13 protein-coding genes are annotated in these 18,282 nt (G+C 74.8%); 3 read left to right on the forward strand and 10 right to left on the reverse strand.

The genetic code is table 11. The annotated features are described in order from the left end of the window. The first annotated feature begins 6 nt into the window (after positions 1-6). On the forward strand, positions 7-1,614 hold the full coding sequence (locus ACTWP5_RS25170; protein WP_443223393.1) for an FAD-dependent oxidoreductase: 1,608 nt from the start codon (positions 7-9) through the stop codon (positions 1,612-1,614). A gap of 197 nt (positions 1,615-1,811) precedes the next feature. On the opposite strand, the gene ACTWP5_RS25175 is transcribed toward ACTWP5_RS25170, so the two are convergent. The 3 genes from ACTWP5_RS25175 to ACTWP5_RS25185 form a co-directional block, all read right to left on the reverse strand. Next, a complete protein-coding gene (locus ACTWP5_RS25175) occupies positions 1,812-2,432 on the reverse strand; it encodes a regulatory protein RecX (RefSeq protein WP_443223394.1) in 621 nt (206 codons plus the stop codon). Between the two features lie 2 nt (positions 2,433-2,434). Then, complete coding sequence (gene recA / locus ACTWP5_RS25180) at positions 2,435-3,607, reverse strand: recombinase RecA (protein WP_443223395.1); 1,173 nt, start codon at positions 3,605-3,607, stop codon at positions 2,435-2,437. Between the two features lie 211 nt (positions 3,608-3,818). Continuing rightward, positions 3,819-4,013 (reverse strand): DUF3046 domain-containing protein, encoded by a 195-nt coding sequence (locus ACTWP5_RS25185; RefSeq protein ID WP_443223396.1) that lies wholly within the window; start codon positions 4,011-4,013, stop codon positions 3,819-3,821. Between the two features lie 79 nt (positions 4,014-4,092). On the opposite strand from ACTWP5_RS25185, the gene ACTWP5_RS25190 reads away from it, so the two are divergent. Continuing rightward, positions 4,093-5,016: a hypothetical protein gene (locus tag ACTWP5_RS25190; protein WP_443223397.1), complete on the forward strand. Its 924-nt coding sequence runs from the start codon at positions 4,093-4,095 to the stop codon at positions 5,014-5,016. Positions 5,017-5,124: 108 nt separating this feature from the next. Next, positions 5,125-9,852 (forward strand): ATP-dependent helicase, encoded by a 4,728-nt coding sequence (locus ACTWP5_RS25195; RefSeq protein ID WP_443223398.1) that lies wholly within the window; start codon positions 5,125-5,127, stop codon positions 9,850-9,852. A gap of 114 nt (positions 9,853-9,966) precedes the next feature. Here the strand turns inward: ACTWP5_RS25195 and ACTWP5_RS25200 are convergent, their stop codons facing one another. The 7 genes from ACTWP5_RS25200 to ACTWP5_RS25230 all read right to left on the reverse strand — a co-directional run bounded on the left by ACTWP5_RS25200 (position 9,967) and on the right by ACTWP5_RS25230 (position 18,023). Then, the gene (locus ACTWP5_RS25200; RefSeq protein ID WP_443223399.1) at positions 9,967-10,371 is read right to left on the reverse strand and encodes a helix-turn-helix domain-containing protein; all 405 of its coding nucleotides are present in this window, start codon (positions 10,369-10,371) and stop codon (positions 9,967-9,969) included. Positions 10,372-10,466: 95 nt separating this feature from the next. Continuing rightward, positions 10,467-11,021, reverse strand: coding sequence for a CinA family protein (locus ACTWP5_RS25205; protein WP_443223400.1), 555 nt, complete (start codon positions 11,019-11,021; stop codon positions 10,467-10,469). After that, entirely contained in the window at positions 11,005-11,640 is a 636-nt protein-coding gene (gene pgsA / locus ACTWP5_RS25210; RefSeq protein ID WP_443223401.1) for a CDP-diacylglycerol--glycerol-3-phosphate 3-phosphatidyltransferase, read from the reverse strand. The genes ACTWP5_RS25205 and pgsA overlap by 17 nt, the downstream gene beginning before the upstream one ends. Continuing rightward, a complete protein-coding gene (locus tag ACTWP5_RS25215; RefSeq protein ID WP_443223402.1) occupies positions 11,637-13,331 on the reverse strand; it encodes a MiaB/RimO family radical SAM methylthiotransferase in 1,695 nt (564 codons plus the stop codon). Before ACTWP5_RS25215 ends, pgsA begins: the two co-directional genes overlap by 4 nt. A 93-nt stretch (positions 13,332-13,424) precedes the next feature. After that, entirely contained in the window at positions 13,425-14,249 is an 825-nt protein-coding gene (locus ACTWP5_RS25220; RefSeq protein WP_443223403.1) for a helix-turn-helix domain-containing protein, read from the reverse strand. 214 nt (positions 14,250-14,463) lie between these two features. Continuing rightward, positions 14,464-17,226: a DNA translocase FtsK gene (locus ACTWP5_RS25225; protein WP_443223404.1), complete on the reverse strand. Its 2,763-nt coding sequence runs from the start codon at positions 17,224-17,226 to the stop codon at positions 14,464-14,466. A 77-nt stretch (positions 17,227-17,303) separates the two neighbouring features. Further along, positions 17,304-18,023, reverse strand: a complete 720-nt coding sequence (locus tag ACTWP5_RS25230; protein ID WP_443223405.1) for a response regulator — start codon at positions 18,021-18,023, stop codon at positions 17,304-17,306. Positions 18,024-18,282 lie beyond the last annotated feature (259 nt).

Consider the following 18,282-nt stretch of genomic DNA (forward strand, 5'->3'; position numbering starts at 1 on the left):
CGTGCTGTGCTGCCCGTGATCATTGCCGGCTCGGGGCCCACCGGGCTGGCGCTGGCGGTCGCCCTCGCCCGTTACCGCGTCCCGAGCCTCGTGCTCGACAACCAGGCGGGCCCATCGCCCCGGCGATGGGCCCGCAGTTGTGTCCTGCCACCAGACCTGGCCCACTGGGCCAGACTGCCGGGGGTGGCCGCGGAGGCCACGGGGTGGACGGCGTGGCACAGCACGCGGCGGGGGCGGACGGTGCGGCGTGTGGAGTGCGACGCCGCGCACGACTCGCCGCTCCACGTGCCGCAGCACGCTCTGGAGGCGGCGCTGCGCGCCGTGGTCGGGGAGGAGCCGCTGGTCAGGGTCGTCGCCGGCCACCGGCTCGCGGGACTGGAGCAGCAGGGGGACGGCGTCCTGGTGCGTGCCGCCGAGACCAACACGCCGGAGGGGCGGGAGCGGCGGTGGCGCGGCAGCTTCGCGGTGGGCTGCGACGGCGCCCGGTCGACCGTCCGGAAGCTGCTGGGCGTCGCCTTCCCCGGCCGCACGGCCGTCGAGCGGTACGCGGTGGCGGCGCTCGGGGCCGAGCTGCCCTGGCCGGCCGGTGAGGGCGGGGTGCACCGCGGCCTGCCCCACGGCGAGGTGACCGTCCGCCCCCTCGTGGGGGGGCGGTGGCGGCTCGACTGGCCGCTGCCCGCCGACGGCGGGCTGGTGACGCCGGAGACGGTGCTGGACCGGCTGCACGGCACGCTCGCCGCGTGGCACGACGGCGACGTGCCCGCCTACGAGCTGCTCGACACCGGGGTGCACATCTGCCACCAGCGGCTGGCGCGTCGTTGGCGGGACGGGCGGGTCTTCCTCGCCGGTGACGCCGCGCACCTGCTCGGCGCGCTCGGCACCCAGCAGGTCGCCGAGGGGCTGCGGGACGTGGACAACCTCGCCTGGAAGCTCGCCGTCGCCTGTCACGAGGGGGACGCGGAGACCCTGCTGGACAGCTACGAGGCCGAACGTCGCACGGCCGTCGGCGAACGGCTGCGGGCCGTCGACCAGGCCCTGCCGGTGGTGCGGGGGCGCGGCGGGCTCGCGTCGCGGCTCGCCGGGCGGAGCCAGGGCTGGCTGGCGCTGATCGACGACGGCCACCTCGGGCGGGGCACGCTCGGGGCGCCCGCCCGGTACACGACCTCTCCCCTGGCGCCCGCTCCGGCGCGCACCGCGGCCACGGGGACGCCGCCGGGGGCGGCCGTCGCCGACGTGCCGGTGACGGCGCTCGACGGCTCGCGTGGCCGCCTACGGGAGCTGCTGGGCGGCCGCGTGCTCCTCCTCCTGACCGCGCCCGGTGCCCGGGTGTGGGACGCCCGGCACTGGCTGTCCGCCGGACTGATGCCCGCGCTCGCCACCACGGCCGGAGGGCTGCCGATGCCGGCCGACGTGTTGGTGACCGAGGACTACCCCGGCGCGGGACCCCACACCCTGCTGGTGGTGCGCCCGGACGGGCACCTGGCCGCCGCGCTGCCCGGCACCGAGCGGGACGGGCTGCGGGCCTGCGTCCACGCCCTGCGCGGCGCCGCCGCGCCGGACACGCCACCCGCGGGAGCCGCCTCCGACACGACGGAGAGCCCGGGCAGCCACTGACGGCGTCCCCTCCGTGGCCCGATCCAACGCCACCCGACTGTGCGGACACACCCCGGGACCGCCAGTCGCCTGCTGCCTGCTGCCTGCTGCCTACTACCCAGGAACCGGCAGTGGACGGACCGGGCGCGTGGTGACCCCGAGGGCGCGACGCACCACGAGAACGCGGGCGGGCCTTGGTGCGGCGGCGCCGTGGCGGGTCAGCCCGCGGCGTCCGGGAGGTGCCGGTCGAGTATCTCGGGGTCCTCGCCCTCCTCGCGGAGCGCCTCACGGACCACGCGCCGGGCCGTGCCCTCCGCGTACCCCCGGCGGGCCAGCATCGCGACCAGCCGCCGCACGCGTTTCCCCTCCTCAAGCCCTCGCGTCGCGCGCAGCCTGCGAGCGACCAGTGCCCGCGCGGTCTCCTCCTCCTGCTCGCCGTCCAGGCGCTCCACGGCCCGCTCGATGATGGCGGCGTCGACCCCCCGGGTCCGCAGCTCCCCGGCCAGGGCGCGGCGCGCCAGCCCTCGCCCGTGGTGCCGGGAGTCCACCCATGCGGCCGCGAAGACCTCGTAGTCGACGAGCCCGACCTCCTGAAGGCGGTCGAGAACCTCGGCGATGGCGGACTCGGGCACCTCACGGGCGCGCAGCGCGTCGGCGAGCTGGCGCCGGGTGCGCGGCGCCACGGTGAGCAGGCGCAGGCAGATCGCCCGAGCCCGCTCCTCCGGCGGGACCTCCCGGCTGCGCGGCGACCCCGCCCCGGCCCTCGACGGGGCGAGGCCACCGCAGTCATCGAAGGAGGTCTCGGAGGACTCCTCGGGCCACTCGCTGCGACGGGTCACGGTCAGCTCTTGGCCACCGCGGCCGCCCTGCTGGCGGTGGCACGGGCGGAGCCGGCGGACGTCTTCGCCGTGGCACGGCCCGCCGCCGCACCCGCGGTGCTCGTGGCTCCAGCCGGTGTGGCCGCCGATCCGGCGCCCGCTCCGGCCGCGTCGGCGCCCGGCTCAGCCTCCGGCGCCGGCTTGGGCCCGACGCCCAGCTTCTCCTTGATCTTCTTCTCGATCTCGTTGGCCAGGTCGGGGTTGTCCCGCAGGAAGTTCCGCGCGTTCTCCTTGCCCTGGCCGAGTTGGTCGCCCTCGTAGGTGTACCAGGCGCCGGACTTGCGGACGAAGCCGTGCTCGACGCCCATGTCGATGAGTCCACCCTCGCGGCTGATGCCGACGCCGTAGAGGATGTCGAACTCGGCCTGCTTGAAGGGCGGGGCGACCTTGTTCTTCACGACCTTGACCCGCGTGCGGTTGCCCACCGCCTCGGTGCCGTCCTTGAGGGTCTCGATGCGGCGGATGTCCAACCGCACCGAGGCGTAGAACTTCAGCGCCCGCCCACCCGTGGTCGTCTCGGGGGAGCCGAACATCACGCCGACCTTCTCCCGGAGCTGGTTGATGAAGATCGCGGTGGTCTTCGACTGGCTGAGCGCGCCCGTGATCTTCCGCAGCGCCTGGCTCATCAGCCGCGCCTGCAGGCCCACATGGGAGTCCCCCATCTCGCCCTCGATCTCCGCGCGCGGCACCAGGGCGGCGACGGAGTCGATGACGATGAGGTCCAGCGCTCCGGAGCGGATCAGCATGTCCGTGATCTCCAGCGCCTGCTCGCCGTTGTCCGGCTGGGAGAGGATCAGCTGGTCGACGTCGACCCCCAGCCGCTTGGCGTACTCGGGGTCCAACGCGTGTTCCGCGTCCACGAAGGCCACCGTGCCGCCGGCCTTCTGAGCGTTCGCCACCGCGTGCAGCGTCAGCGTGGTCTTGCCGCTGGACTCCGGCCCGAAGACCTCGACGACCCGCCCGCGCGGAAGCCCGCCGACGCCGAGGGCGATGTCCAACGACGTGGCGCCGGTGGGAATCACCTCGACCGGCTCATTCGGCCGCTCGCCCAGGCGCATCACCGCGCCCTTTCCAAACTGCCGCTCGATCTGCGCGAGCGCGGCGTCGAGCGCCTTCTCGCGGTCCGTACCTGCCATGGGTGCCACCCGGTCCGTCTGGTTCGTTCGCTTCACAATCAGGGACGCTAGCGCCCCCCACTGACAATCGACCGCCGACCACCGGCCGCCGAGCGGCGATCAGCCGAACAGGGCGCCGTCTCGCGTCCCACCATGAGAAAGGCTGTTCGATTTTCGTGTCAAGCGAACGGCCCGGCAGCCACCCGGGCCACCCGGCTACCCGGGCACCCGGCTACCGCAGGTGCTCCGGCACATCGACCGCCGCGCACACCCCCCGCCAGACCTCCCGGGCGTCCCAGCCCGCCTCCAGCGCCTCGTACACCGTCCGTCCACCGAGCTCGGACATGACGTGGTCCCGGGCGAAGGAGTCGGCGTACGCACCGCCGAAGTGCTCCTCCATCCGCTCCCAGAAGTCCGTCAACCGCATGCCCCCAGTATCCCGCCGCGCGGGTGCAACCCGGCCCGATCCCCTGCCCACCCGCCCGTCCCGGCCCTACGGTCGGCTGATGCCTGCCAGCCGAACGTCCCTCCTCGCCCGCGCCGAACGCTTCCTGTGGCTGACCGCCCGCGTCCTGGAACGACGGCGGTTCGCCTACCACTTCCGCGACGGCGACCCCGACTCCGTCGAGTCCGCGCTGGGCGCCTACCGCAACCCCGACCACGGCTTCGGCCACGCCCTCGACCCGGACGTTCGCGAGCCGGCGAGCCAACCCCTGCACGCCGTCGTCGCGCTCCGCGCCCTGGACGAGATCGGCCGCTGCGACGCCCGCCGCACCGAGCGGATCTGCCACTACCTCACCGGCGTCTCCGCCCCCGACGGCGCCCTGCCCACCCTCCACCCCACGCGGGAGGACGCCCCCGTCGCCCCTTGGCTCGCCGGCTCCGCCACCGGCCAGGGAGGCGGGGCGGACGCCTCCCCGGCGGGTGCCGGCCACGTCACCGGCGACCTGCTGGCCACCGGACCCGTCGCCGGCCTGCTCCACCGCAACGGTGTCTGGCACGCCTGGCTGTTCCGGGCGACGGACTTCGCCTGGGCGGCTGTGGAACGCCAGGCGCGCGAGGCGCGCGACCCACGCCGGGTGCTGGCGGCGCTCGCCTTCCTCGACGGCGCGCCCGACCGTCCCCGCGCCGAGGCCCTGGGCGACCGCCTCGGCCGCGCGGTGCGCCACCGGAGGCTGGTGGTGACCGGCCAGGACCGTCGCGGCCACCCCCTCGCCTGCGCCGTCGCCCGCAGCCCCACCTCCCTGGCCAGGCGCTGGTTCACCGACGGCGAGCTGGAGCGCTCTCTCGACCTGCTCGCCGCGCAGCAGCAGGACGACGGCGGCTGGCCGCTCGGGCGGCGCGCCTGGCCGCCGGGGAGCACGGCCACCCGGCGGGCGATCGTCACCGTCGAGGCGCTGCGCACGCTGCGCGCCTACGGCAGGCTCTGAACCCCGCGGCACCCCACGGAACCCCTCGGAACCCCGCGGAACCCTTGGTGCGGCGGCGCTCAGACCCCGCGGCGGGCCGCTGTCAGTGCGGAGGTGCACGATGGGCGTATGACCACCCCCGACACGTCCGACGAGCCCGGTGGGGCGCCCGACGCGGCGCTCGCCGGCTTCTCCCCGGCCACCCGCGCGTGGTTCGCCCGCGCCTTCCGCGCGCCGACGCCGGCGCAGCGGGGCGCCTGGCAGGCCATCGCGGAGGAGTCGGACGTGCTGGTGGTCGCGCCGACGGGGTCGGGCAAGACGTTGGCGGCCTTCCTCGCCTCGCTGGACCGGCTGGCCGCCACGCCGCCTCCGGCCGAGCGCGGCCGCCGCTGTCGCGTGCTGTACGTCTCGCCGCTGAAGGCCCTCGCCGTCGACGTGGAGCGCAACCTTCGCAGTCCGCTGATCGGCATCCGCCAGGAGTCGGTGCGGCTGGGCCTGGCGGAGCCCGAGGTCAGGGTCGGCATCCGCACCGGGGACACGCCCGCCGCCGAGCGCCGGGCGCTGGTCACCCGGCCGCCGGACATCCTGATCACCACGCCCGAGTCGCTCTTCCTGATGCTGACGTCCGCGGCGCGGGAGGCGCTTGCCGGCGTGGAGACGGTGATCCTCGACGAGGTGCACGCGGTGGCCGGCACCAAGCGCGGCGCGCACCTGGCGCTCTCCCTGGAGCGGCTGGACGCCCTCCTGGAGCGGCCCGCCCGGCGCGTCGGCCTGTCGGCCACGGTGCGGCCCGTGGACGAGGTGGCCCGCTTCCTGTCGCCGCAGCGCACGGCGAAGGTCGTCCAGCCGCCCTCGGAGAAGGAGTTCCGGCTGTCGGTGGAGGTGCCGGTGCCCGACATGGGCGAGCTCGGCGGCTCCCCCGTGCGGGACGTCATGCCGCAGACCCCGGGCGAGGCGCCGGAGCGGCCGTCGATCTGGCCCCCGGTGGAGGAGCGGATCGTCGACCTCGTCCAGGCCCACCGCTCGACGATCGTCTTCGTCAACTCCCGTCGCCTCGCCGAACGCCTGTGCAACCGGATGAACGAGATCGCCCACGAGCGCGCCACGGGCGAGCCGCTCCCCGAGGAGCACTCCCCCGCCGAGCTGATGGGCGGCTCGGGCGCGGCTCGCGGAGCGCCGCCGGTGCTGGCCCGCGCCCACCACGGCTCGGTCGCCAAGGAGCAGCGGGCACACATCGAGGAGGACCTCAAGGCCGGTCGGCTGCCCGCGGTCGTGGCCACCTCCAGCCTGGAGCTCGGCATCGACATGGGCGCGGTGGACCTGGTCGTCCAGGTCGAGTCGCCGCCCTCCGTCGCCTCCGGGCTGCAACGTGTGGGTCGCGCCGGGCACCAAGTCGGCGCGGTCTCGGCCGGCGTGGTCCTCCCGAAGTACCGGGGCGACCTGGTGCAGGCGGCCGTGGTGACCGAGCGGATGCGGACGGGCGCGATCGAGGCGCTGCGCGTCCCGGCCAACCCGCTGGACGTGCTGGCGCAGCAGCTGGTCGCCATGGTGGCGCTGGACACCTGGGACGTGGAGGAGCTGCTGGCCCTGGTGCGGCGCGCGGCGCCCTTCGCGGCGCTGCCCGAGTCGGCGTACCACGCGGTGCTGGACATGCTCGCCGGTCGGTATCCGTCCGACGCCTTCGCCGAGTTGCGCCCCCGCCTGGTGTGGGACAGGGTCGCGGGCACGGTCACGGGCCGGCCCGGCGCGCAGCGGCTGGCCGTCACCTCCGGCGGCACCATTCCCGACCGTGGCCTGTTCGGGGTCTTCCTCGCCGGCGCCGACCCGTCCAGGGGCGGCGGCCGGGTGGGCGAGCTCGACGAGGAGATGGTCTACGAGTCCCGCGTCGGGGACGTCTTCACCCTCGGCACCACCTCGTGGCGGATCGAGGACATCACGCGCGACCGGGTGCTGGTCTCGCCCGCGCCCGGCGTGCCGGGCCGCCTGCCGTTCTGGAAGGGGGACCAGCTGGGCCGGCCGCTGGAGCTGGGCCGGGCGCTGGGCGCGTTCCTGCGGGAGACCGGGCGGCTGGCGCCCGAGGAGGCCCGTGCGCGGCTGACCGCCGCGGGCCTCGACACCTGGGCGGTGGACAACGTCCTGGCCTATCTCGACGAGCAACGCCAGGCCTGCGGGTACGTCCCCGACGACCGGACCATCGTCGTCGAGCGCTTCCGGGACGAGCTCGGCGACTGGCGGGTCGTGGTGCACTCGCCGTTCGGAGCGCAGGTGCACGCCCCGTGGGCGCTGGCGCTCGGCGCCCGCCTGACCGAGCGCTTCGGCCTCGACGCGCAGGTCCTGCACGCCGACGACGGCATCGTGCTGCGGCTTCCCGACGCCGACCTGTTCGCCGAGCCGGACGACTCCGCCGACGTTCCCGACCCCGGGCTCGGAGCGTCCGTGTTCGACGAGGCGCCGCCGCCGGTCGGCGCGGCGGACGTGCTGGTCGACGCCGGCGAGGTGGAGCGGCTGGTCACCGAGCAGGTCGGCGGCTCGGCGCTGTTCGCGGCCCGGTTCCGCGAGTGCGCCGCGCGGGCGCTGCTGCTGCCGCGCCGCAGCCCGGGGCGGCGCACCCCGCTGTGGCAGCAGCGGCAGCGGGCGGCGCAGCTGCTCTCGGTGGCCAGCGAGTTCGGGTCGTTCCCCGTCATCCTGGAGGCGGTCCGCGAGTGCCTCCAGGACGTCTTCGATGTGCCGGGTCTCACGGAGCTGATGGCGGACGTGGAGGCCCGCCGGGTCCGGCTGGTCGAGGTGACCACGCCGGAGCCCTCGCCGTTCGCCCGCTCCCTCCTGTTCGGATACGTCGCCCAGTACCTCTACGAGGGGGACTCGCCGCTGGCTGAGCGCCGCGCCGCGGCCCTGTCGCTGGACTCCCGGCTCCTGGCCGAGCTGCTGGGCCGCGCCGAGCTCCGGGAGTTGCTCGACCCCGGGGTGCTGGCGGAGCTGGAGCGGGAGCTGCAGTGGCTGACACCGGAGCGCCGGGTGCGGGACGCCGAGGGCGTCGCCGACGTCCTGCGGGTCCTCGGGCCGCTGACCGACGACGAGCTGGCCGAGCGGGGCGCCCGGCCGGAGTGGGCGCGCGAGCTGGCCGACGCCCGCCGCGCGCTGCGGGTCCGTGTGGCCGGGCGGGAGCACTGGACGGCCATCGAGGACGCGGGGAGGCTGCGGGACGCGCTGGGGGCCGCGTTGCCCGTGGGGGTGCCGGAGGCGTTCACCGAGCCGGTCAGGGACCCCCTGGGTGATCTGCTGGCGCGGTACGCCCGCACCCACGGGCCGTTCACCTCGGAGGGTGTCGCGGCCCGCTTCGGTCTCGGCACGGCCGTCGCGGACGGCGCGCTGCACCGGCTGGCGGCCGACGGCCGCCTGGTGCAGGGCGAGTTCACGCCCGGCGGCGTGGGTCACGAGTGGTGCGAGCCGTCGGTGCTGCGCCGGCTGCGGCGGCGCTCCCTCGCGGCGCTGCGGCAGGAGCTGGAGCCGGTGCCGCCGACGGCGTTGGCGTCCTTCCTCCCGCGCTGGCAGCAGGCCGGCAGCCTGCCCGCCCGCGGCGGCCTGCGCGGCGTCGACGGGCTGCTGCGGGCCGTCGAGCAGCTGCAGGGCGCCCCGGTCCCCGCCTCCGCGTTGGAACGGCTGGTGCTGCCGTCCCGGGTGGTGGGGTACGCCCCGCCGCTGCTGGACGAGCTGACGGCCTCGGGCGAGGTGGTCTGGGCGGGCGCGGGCGCGCTGCCCGGCACGGACGGCTGGATCTCCCTGTACCCGGCCGACGGCGCGCCGCTGCTGCTGCCCCCACCACGGCCCCTGGAGCTCTCGCCGGTCCACGACGCGGTGCTCGAGGCCTTGGCCGGGGGGTACGGGCTGTTCTTCCGGCAGATAGCCGAGCAGGTGCGGGCCGCGGGCCACGAGCTGCCGGACGCCCGGCTGGCCGAGGTGGTCTGGGAGCTGGCCTGGTCCGGTCGGCTGACGAACGACACGCTCGGCCCGCTGCGCGCGCTGCTCGGCGCGGGCCGCACCGCCGGGTCCGTGGCCCACCGGGCGAAGCGGTCGGCGCCGCGCGGCCGGTACAGCATGGCCGCCGCGCCCGGTGGCCGTGCGGGGCGCGCCCCGGCGTCGCGGAGCGGCCCGCCGACGGTGGCGGGCCGCTGGTCGCTGCTGCCCGAGCGGGAGACGGACCCCACGCTGCGCGCCCACGCCCTGGCCCGCACACTGCTGGACCGGCACGGGGTGGTCACGCGTGGCGCCGTGGCCGCCGAAGGGGTGGAGGGCGGCTTCGCCGCCGCGTATCGCGTGCTGTCGGCGTTCGAGGAGAGCGGACAGGCTCGGCGCGGATACGTGGTGGAGGGACTGGGGGCGGCGCAGTTCGCGATGGACGGGGCCGTGGACCGGCTGCGGGCCATCAGCACGGCCGAGGACCGAGCGGGGCACCAGGCGGAGCGGCGCGCGGTGGTGCTCGCCGCCGCGGACCCGGCCAACGCCTACGGCGCCGCCCTGCCGTGGCCCGAGGCTCCGCAGGCCGCGGGGCACAAGCCGGGCCGCAAGGCCGGGGCCCTGGTGGTGCTGGTGGGGGGCGCGCTGACGCTGTACGTGGAGCGGGGTGGCCGGACGCTGCTGGCCTGGCCCGCGGAGGCGGAGGGCGATCCCGGCGGGGCCGAGGCGTCGCTGCTGTCAGCCGCCGAGGCGCTCGCCCACGCCGTGCGGCAGGGGGCGGTGGGCACGCTCACCGTCGAGCGGGTGAACGGCGCGGCGGTGCTGGCCGACTCCCTGTGGACTGGTCTGCTGGAGCGCGCGGGCTTCCACGCGACGCCGCGCGGTCTGCGGCTTCGCCCCTGAGCGGCCGGGAGACGGGCCGGATGTCCGCTCCGGCGTCGGGCCACGGGGGCCGAAGGACTCGGACGTGAGGCTCTGGCGAAGGAATCGGAGAACGGGGACGGGGTCAGGCCGCGATCAGGCGGCGACGACGTCCACGGCCTCGGCGGGGGCCTTGATCGTGACGCGCTCGTCGGGACGGTGAGTGACGGACGTCACACGCACCGGGTTGAGCATGGGACGCTCCAGCGTCCTGCCGGGCGGGACGCCCAGGGACGGCACGGCGTCGCTCGCGGCGGACTGGGCGAGCTCGGCGAGGGCCAGCTCGTCGCTGACCTCCCGCAGCAGCTCCGACATCCGCAGCTCCAGAGCGTCGCAGATGGCGGCCAGAAGTTCGGAGGAAGCTTCCTTCTGCCCCCGCTCCACCTCCGAGAGGTAACCGAGGGAGACGCGTGCCGAGGAGGACACTTCGCGCAGAGTACGGCCCTGACGTTGGCGCTGCCGACGCAGCACGTCACCCAGCAGGCGACGGAGCAGGATCATCGGTGGCTCCCTCCTCGGACCGTTGGCCTCGCTTGCTTCATGCCCCACCGTACCGCCTCGGACTCCAACCGGCCGGGGAGCGATGTCTTGTTCACTCAGGGCTGCAAACATCCATCGTCTCCGTTCTGTTCCGTATCCTGCCCCGTCCTGGCGACAGTGTGGATCAGCTGGTCGCGTAGCAGGGCGAGCACCGCGCGAACGCTGCCGGCCCGTACCACGGCCCGGTCTCCGGGGATACGGAGCCGTTGAGCCACGACTCCCCCGCTTCCGGGCCGCGAAACCGCCACGTACACGGTCCCGGCCGGCACTCCGTCCTGTGGGCCGGGACCGGCCACCCCCGTCGTGGCGAGCCCCCAGTCCGCGGCGAGAAGCCGCCGGGCTCCGGCGGCCAGCCCTCCGGCGACCTCGGCGTCGACCGGGCCACGCTCGGCCAGCAGCCCGCCGTCCACCCCGAGCACCTCGCGCTTGACGTCCGTGGCGTACGCCGTGACCGAGCCGCGGAAGGCCCGCGAGGCGCCCGGAACGTCGGTCAGGGCCGCCGCGACCAGCCCGCCCGTGAGGGACTCGGCGACGGCGAGCGTCTGCCCCCGGCGTACCAGCAGGTCGAGCGCCTCCGCGGCGACCCCGACGCTCTCACCTCCGGTCGTCACGAGAGGTCTCGACGCGCTGTGTGGCCAGGCCCGCCCGGCGCAGGAGAAGGGCCCGCCGCACGTAGTCCAGGCCGGTGCCCACGGTGAGGAGCACGGCCAGCGCCATCACCCACCAGCGCAGCGTCGCCAGGAACCCGGTCAGGGACAGGATGTACATCCCCACCCCCACGCCCTGGGTCAGCGTCTTGAGCTTGCCGCCGCGGCTGGCCGGGATGACGCCGTGCCGGATCACCCAGAAGCGCAGCAGCGTGATGCCGAACTCCCGGCTCAGGATGGTGACCGTCACCCACCAGGGCAGGTCGGAGAGGACCGACAGGCAGATCAGGGCGGCGCCCATGATCGCCTTGTCCGCGATCGGGTCGGCGATCTTGCCGAAGTCGGTCACGAGGTTGCGACGGCGGGCGATCTCCCCGTCGAGCAGGTCGGTGATCATCGCGACGGTGAAGGCCGCCCAGGCCAGGGAGCGCCACCCCGGGTCGTGCCCGTCGTCGGCGAACATCAGCAACACGAGGCCCGGCACCAGCAGCAGCCGGACCATGGTGAGAACGTTGGCGATGTTCCACAGACCCGGCTGCTCGCGCGCGGGCCGCGCGCCGGCCGCGGCCGGCATGTCCGTCATCTCCCGGCCCCGGCGTCGCCGCGGTCCCCCGAGCTCTCCGGGACCGCCACCGCCACGAGGTCCACGCCCCGGGCCGCGACGATCTCCGCCGCCAGGAGCCGCCCCGGCCGGGGCGGGGCCCCGCGCCCCCCGAGGACCAGGATCTGGCCGTCGGTCTCGGGTGCCTGGTGCGCGCCACGGCCCACGGCGACCGGCTCGCCCCCCGCCGCGGCCACCTCGCCCAGGTCCACCTCGTCGAGGATGCCGTCCAGTGCGCCGTCGGCACCGTCCCCGCCGTGGCCGGCCTCGGCGGCGTCAGGACCGAGGATCTCCTCGACCAGGACGCTCGCCGGCTCCCCTATCCGCTCCTCCGCGCGCTGCGCCATCAGCTCGTCCGCGAGCGAGGAGACCCGCGTCAGCCGCTCGGCGATCTCCTCCGCGGGGAGCTTGCCGTCGTAGGAGACGGCCTCGGTGCCCTCCTCGTCCGAGTACCCGAAGACGCCGACGGCGTCGAGCCGGGCCGCCACGAGGAAGCGCTCCAGCTCGGCCAGGTCCGCCTCGCTCTCGCCGGGAAACCCCACGATCACGTTCGAGCGCACGCCCGCCCTCGGCGCCCGCTCGCGGATGGCGGCGATCAGCTCGAGGAACCGCTCGGTGTCCCCGAAGCGGCGCATGGCGCGCAGCACGCCCGGCGCGGAGTGCTGGAAGGAGAGGTCGAAGTACGGCGCGACCTTCTCCGTCCCGGTCAGCACGTCGATCAGGCCGGGGCGCATCTCCGCCGGCTGCAGGTAGCTGACGCGGATCCGCTCCAGCCCGTCGACCGCCGCCAGCGCCGGCAGCAGTGTCTCCAGGAGCCGGATGTCGCCGAGGTCCTTGCCGTAGGAGGTGTTGTTCTCCGAGACCAGCATGATCTCCGAGACGCCCTGCCCGGCGAGCCAGCGCGCCTCGGCCAGGACGTCGGCGGGGCGGCGCGAGACGAAGGAGCCGCGGAAGGAGGGGATGGCGCAGAAGGCGCAGCGACGGTCGCAGCCCGAGGCGATCTTCACGGAGGCGACCGGGCCGCTGCCGAGGCGGCGCCGCAGCGGCGGTCTGGGCCCGGAGGCGGGGGCGACGCCGGGCGGCAGGTCGGCCGGGACCGCCCCGGGACGTTCCGTGGCCGAGGCGGCGGTCACGGCCGACGCGGCCGAGGGCTCGTGGGAGGAGCCGCCGAGGGCCCCGCCGTGGCCGGGAACGGCGACGGCCCGCTCGCCCACCAGGGCGGCCGGCCGCTCCACCGGGCTGAGGGGAAGCAACGTCCGCCGGTCGCTCGGCACGTGCGAGACGTGTCCGCCGCCGCCGAGGATCGTGCGCAGCCGGCTGGAGATGTCCGCGTAGTCGTCGAAGCCGAGCACGCCGTCCGCCTCGGGCAACGCCTCGGCCAGCTCCCGCCCGTACCGCTCCGCCATGCATCCGACGGCGACGACGGCCCGGGTGCGGGCCTCCCCCTCCGTCGCCCCGGTCTTCAGCTCGGCCGCCTCCAGCAGCGCGTCGACGGAGTCCTTCTTCGCCGACTCCACGAAGCCGCAGGTGTTGACGACGGCGACCTCGGCGTCCGCCGCGTCGTTGACCAACTCCCAGCCGTCTGCTGCCAGTCGGCCCGCCAGCTCCTCGGAATCCACCTCATTACGGGCACAACCAAGAGTGACGAGGGCGACGGTGCGGCGTTCGGACATGATCTCAGCCTACTTCGTCCCGGACCACCCGCCTGCCGCGGCGGTCCGGGGCGACGCACGGGCACGACACAGCCCGCGTCAGCCGGCCTGCCCTCAGCCCTCCTCGGGGTTTCCCGGGGTGTAGCTCAGGCGCTGCACCTGGCCCATCTCGCCGACGTCCTCGATCTCCTGACCGTTGACGTGGAGCTGGACGGCGCCGGCGTTCCCGAGCACGAGGTCGATCTGCTCGTCGTCGGTGAAGGACTCGGAGTCCCCGTCCTGCAGGACGCCCTGGAAGAGCTGCTGCCCGTTGCTGTCGTGGACGGAGATCCAGCTCTCGCCACCCTGGACCGTGAGCTTGACGGTGACCTTGTCGGCCGGCACGCCCGCCACCGCGCTCTCCTCCGGATCCGGCCGCGTCGGCGAGGGGTCGCCCGGAGTGGGCTCGAGGTCCTCGCCGCCCTGCTCCGTCCCCGAGGTGTCGCCCGGCGTCTGGGACCCGTCGGCGACGGCGCCGGGGTCACCCGAGTCGTTGCCGTTGAAGAAAGTGAAGCCGACGAAGCCGATCACGGCGACGATGGCGGCGACCATGGCGGCCGTCCAGTTGGGGCGGCGCGGCTCGGGCCGGATCCGCTCGGCCTCGAAGATCGGCGCCGTCGGGGTGGTCGGCGGACTGACGCCGTGCTGCTCGTTGTACCGCTCGATGACCTCGGTCGGGTCCAAGCCCACGGCGCGCGCCAGCGTGCGGATGTGACCTCGGGCGTAGACCTCGCCACCGCAGCGGGAGAAGTCGTCCTCCTCGATGGCGTGGACGATGGGAACACGCACGCGCGTGGTGGAACTGACCTCGTCCACGGTCAGTTTCGCGTCGATGCGGGCCTGCTGGAGGAGCCGACCGACGGAAGGCCGGTCCTTGGCGGAGGAGTTGCCATTGGACACGGGGGCGCCTTTCGAGCGTGAGGCCACGTGCTGTGTACCCAAGTCTAGGGGCGGAGCGAAACGACGGAGCAAGCGGGCCGACAGAGTTTGTCCGCCAAGCGGATGGTCGACACGTCCGACGATCTCCGGATGGCGGCAGGACAGGCCGCGCGACTGGCGGCTCGCGCGATGAGGGTGACAATGCCCCCGGCGCGCGCCCGCGCTCGGAGCGGCGCTAGGGAGAAGTCTCCCCACGGATGAGCGCGAGCACTCCGTCGAGTTCGTCCGGTTTGACGAGGACGTCGCGGGCCTTGGAGCCCTCGCTCGGGCCGACCACCCCCCGCGACTCCATCAGGTCCATCAGCCGGCCCGCCTTGGCGAAGCCCACCCGCAGCTTGCGCTGGAGCATGGACGTGGAGCCGAACTGCGTCGAGACCACCAGCTCCGCCGCCTGGCACAGCAGGTCGAGGTCGTCGCCGATCTCCTCGTCGATCTCCCTCTTCCTGGCCGTGTCCACGGTGACGTCGTTGCGGAAGACCGGCGTCATCTGCTGCTTGCAGTGCGTCACCACGGCCGCCACCTCCTCCTCGGTGACGAAGGCGCCCTGCATGCGCACGGGCTTGTTCGCCCCCATGGGGAGGAAGAGCCCGTCGCCCTTGCCGATCAGCTTCTCGGCGCCCTGCTGGTCGAGGATGACGCGGCTGTCGGCGAGGGAGGAGGTGGCGAAGGCGAGCCGCGAGGGCACGTTGGCCTTGATCAGACCCGTGACGACGTCGACGCTCGGCCGCTGGGTGGCCAGGACCAGGTGGATGCCGGCGGCGCGGGCGAGCTGGGTGATGCGGACGATCGCGTCCTCGACGTCCCGTGGCGCGACCATCATCAGGTCCGCCAACTCGTCCACGATCACCAGAAGGTACGGATAGGGCGTCAGCTCGCGCTCGCTGCCCTCGGGTGCCGTGACCTTTCCCGCGCGCACCGCGGTGTTGAAGTCGTCGATGTGGCGGAAGCCGTAGGCGGCGAGGTCGTCGTAGCGCAGGTCCATCTCCCGGACCACCCACTGGAGGGCCTCGGCGGCCCGCTTGGGGTTGGTGATGATCGGGGTGATCAGGTGGGGGATGCCCTCGTAGGCGGTGAGCTCGACGCGCTTGGGGTCGATGAGCACCAGCCGGACGTCCTCGGGCGTGGCGCGCATCATGATCGAGGTGATCAGGCAGTTGATGTTCGAGGACTTGCCCGAGCCGGTCGCCCCCGCGACCAGCAGGTGCGGCATCCGCGCCAGGTTCGCCATCACGTACCCGCCCTCGACGTCCTTGCCGAGACCCACCAGCAGCGGCTGGTCCTCGCCGACGGCGTCGGCGGTGCGCAGCACGTCGCCGAGGTTGACCATCTCGCGGTCGCTGTTGGGGATCTCGATCCCGACCGCCGACTTGCCCGGGATGGGGCTGATGATGCGGACGTCGGGGCTGGCCACGGCGTAGGCGATGTTCCGGGTCAGCGCGGTGATCTTCTCGACCTTGACGGCGGGACCGAGCTCGACCTCGTAGCGGGTGACGGTGGGGCCACGGGTGAAGCCGGTGACGCGGGCGTCCACCTTGAACTCGGTGAAGACGGTGCTCAACGCGTCGACGACGAGGTCGTTGGCGGCGCTGCGGCTCCGTCCCGGACCGCCCCGCTGGAGCAGGTCCAGCGACGGCAGGGCGTAGGTGATGTCGCCCGAGAGCTGGAGCTGCTCGGCGCGGGGGGGCAGCTCGGTGGGCTCGGGGGACGGCTTGGTCAGGTCGGGAACGGTGCCGGCGCCGCTCCCCGTCCCGGCGCTGGCGTGAGCGGCTGCCGGGCCCGCCTGGGACGTGGCGTCGGCGGCCCCGGCGCGCGCCCGGCCGCCGCCCCTGCCCCGCCCACGGCCCGAGGCGCCGCTGGAGACCTGGCTGCTGAGGTCGGCGACCAGCGGGGAGGGCTCGACGCCGTGGCGCACCGCGCCGTCGAGGGCCGCCGCCGCGGCGCTGGCCACGTCGACCGGGTCGGGCGCGGTCCCGCGACGGCCGGCGCGCCCGCGCGGGGAACGGCGGCGTTCGAGGGCCTCCCGCTCGGCGCGCGAGGCCCCGCCGTCCTCGCCACCGTCGCCACCACGGCCACCGGCGGTCTCGCCCCCGCCGGCCCGCGACGCCCCGCGGGCCCGGGACGGCCGTGTCGTCGCCTGGCGGGGACGCCAGTCCGCCTCGATCGCCTCCGGGTCGCCGTCCGCGTCCTCGGCCGACCGCCGCTCGCCGTCCCCGACCAGGCCGAGGCGCGCCGCCCCCTGGCGCAGCCGCCGCGGGATCGCGTTCACCGGCGTGGCCGTGACGACCAGGAGACCGAAGACGGTCAGCAACGTCAGCAGCGCCACGGCCAGCGGCTCACCCACCGCGTGGGAGAGCGGGCGGGAGGCGGCCCAGCCGACCAGTCCGCCGGTGTCGCGCAGCGCCTGCGCGCCCTCACTGCGGCCCGGTCCCCCGGTGGCCAGGTGCACGAGCCCCAACACGCCCACGAGGAGCGCGGTCAGCCCGATGACGATCCGGCCGTTGGCCTCCTGCTTCTCCGGGTGCCGGAAGAGGCGGAGGGCGATGAAGCCGAGCACGAGCGGGCACAGCAGGTCCAGCCGCCCCAACGCGCCGGTGATGACCTCGGTGACGACCTCACCGACGGGTCCCTCCTGGTTGGACCAGGTGCCCACGGCCGTGACGAGGGCGACGCCGAGCAGCAGCAGCGCCAGGCCGTCCTTCCGCAGGGCGGGGTCGAGCCCCTTCGCGCCCTGCCCGACTCCCCGCAGGAGCGCCCCCACGGGCCGCGCCAGGCCCATCCACAGGCCCCACAGCACCTTCCGGGCGATGCGCGCGACGGAGGAGGGCGGCTTGGCCGCGGGCTTCTTCGCCGCGGGTTTCTTCGCGGGCGCCTTCCTCGCTCCCCCGCCGCCGCGCCCGGCGCGCGCGCCGGAGGAGCCTCCGGACGTTTGTGAGGCCATGGGGGTGAGGTTACCGGGCCGCCCGGGTCGGGACACTCAGCCGGGCGCGGGACGGCGGGACAGCCGCCGACGGGCCGTCAGCTCGGGTGGCTCTCCACCGACTGGGGCGCGTCCTCGGCCGACCGCCGCTCGCCCTCCGATCCCGGCTGGAGGGCGTCGAGGGCGCGGCGCAGGCCCGCGATCTTGCGTTCGAGGTGCGCCGCGGTGGAGACGGCGGGGCCGCCTCCGGAGCCTGCCAGCTCCTTGGAGAGGGCCTCGGCCTGCTCCTCCACGGCCGCGAGCCGAGCCGACAGCTCGGGCAGCAGCCCGCCGGCGACGGCACGCTGCTCGGCCTCGCTGACGGCGGCCTGACCGCTCTGGGTGCCCTCCAGCTCGCGCCGCAGCAGCGCCGCCTGCTCGCGCAGCTGCACGTTCTTCTTGTGCAGGTCGACGAAGACGGAGACCTTCGCGCGCAGCACCCACGGGTCGAACGGCTTGGAGATGTAGTCCACGGCGCCGGCGGCGTAGCCGCGGAAGGTGTGGTGGGGGCCGTGGTTGATGGCGGTCAGGAAGATGATGGGAATGTCCCGGGTGCGCTCGCGGCGCTTGATGTGGGCGGCGGTCTCGAATCCGTCCATGCCGGGCATCTGGACATCCAGCAGGATGACCGCGAAGTCCTCCGTGAGCAGCGCCTTGAGCGCTTCCTCCCCTGACGATGCCCGGACCAGCGTCTGATCGAGCGCCGAGAGAATCGCCTCGAGTGCGAGGAGGTTCTCCGGCCGGTCATCGACCAGGAGGATCTTGGCCTTCTGCACCATGGCCCGTCCTCCTCGCCCCTGCGGCGTGGCTCCACACCGCCGTTGTGGACGGCGGTGTACGCCGTCCGATGGCCTGTGCCGGACATGGTGACATCTTCGCCAGCCCCCGTGCCAGCGAGTCCACGCCGCCGCCCCTCGACGCGCGACGACGTGACCGATGCCCGCCCCGCCATGGAGACGCGGCGACCACTCCGGCCAACTCCCCCGCGTCGGCCTCGACTGCCCTGTCCGACCAGCCGACGACCAGCAGCGCACGGCA

The sequence above is a fragment of the Streptomyces sp. 4N509B genome, assembly GCF_052245655.1.
Taxonomy (GTDB): domain Bacteria; phylum Actinomycetota; class Actinomycetes; order Streptomycetales; family Streptomycetaceae; genus Streptomyces.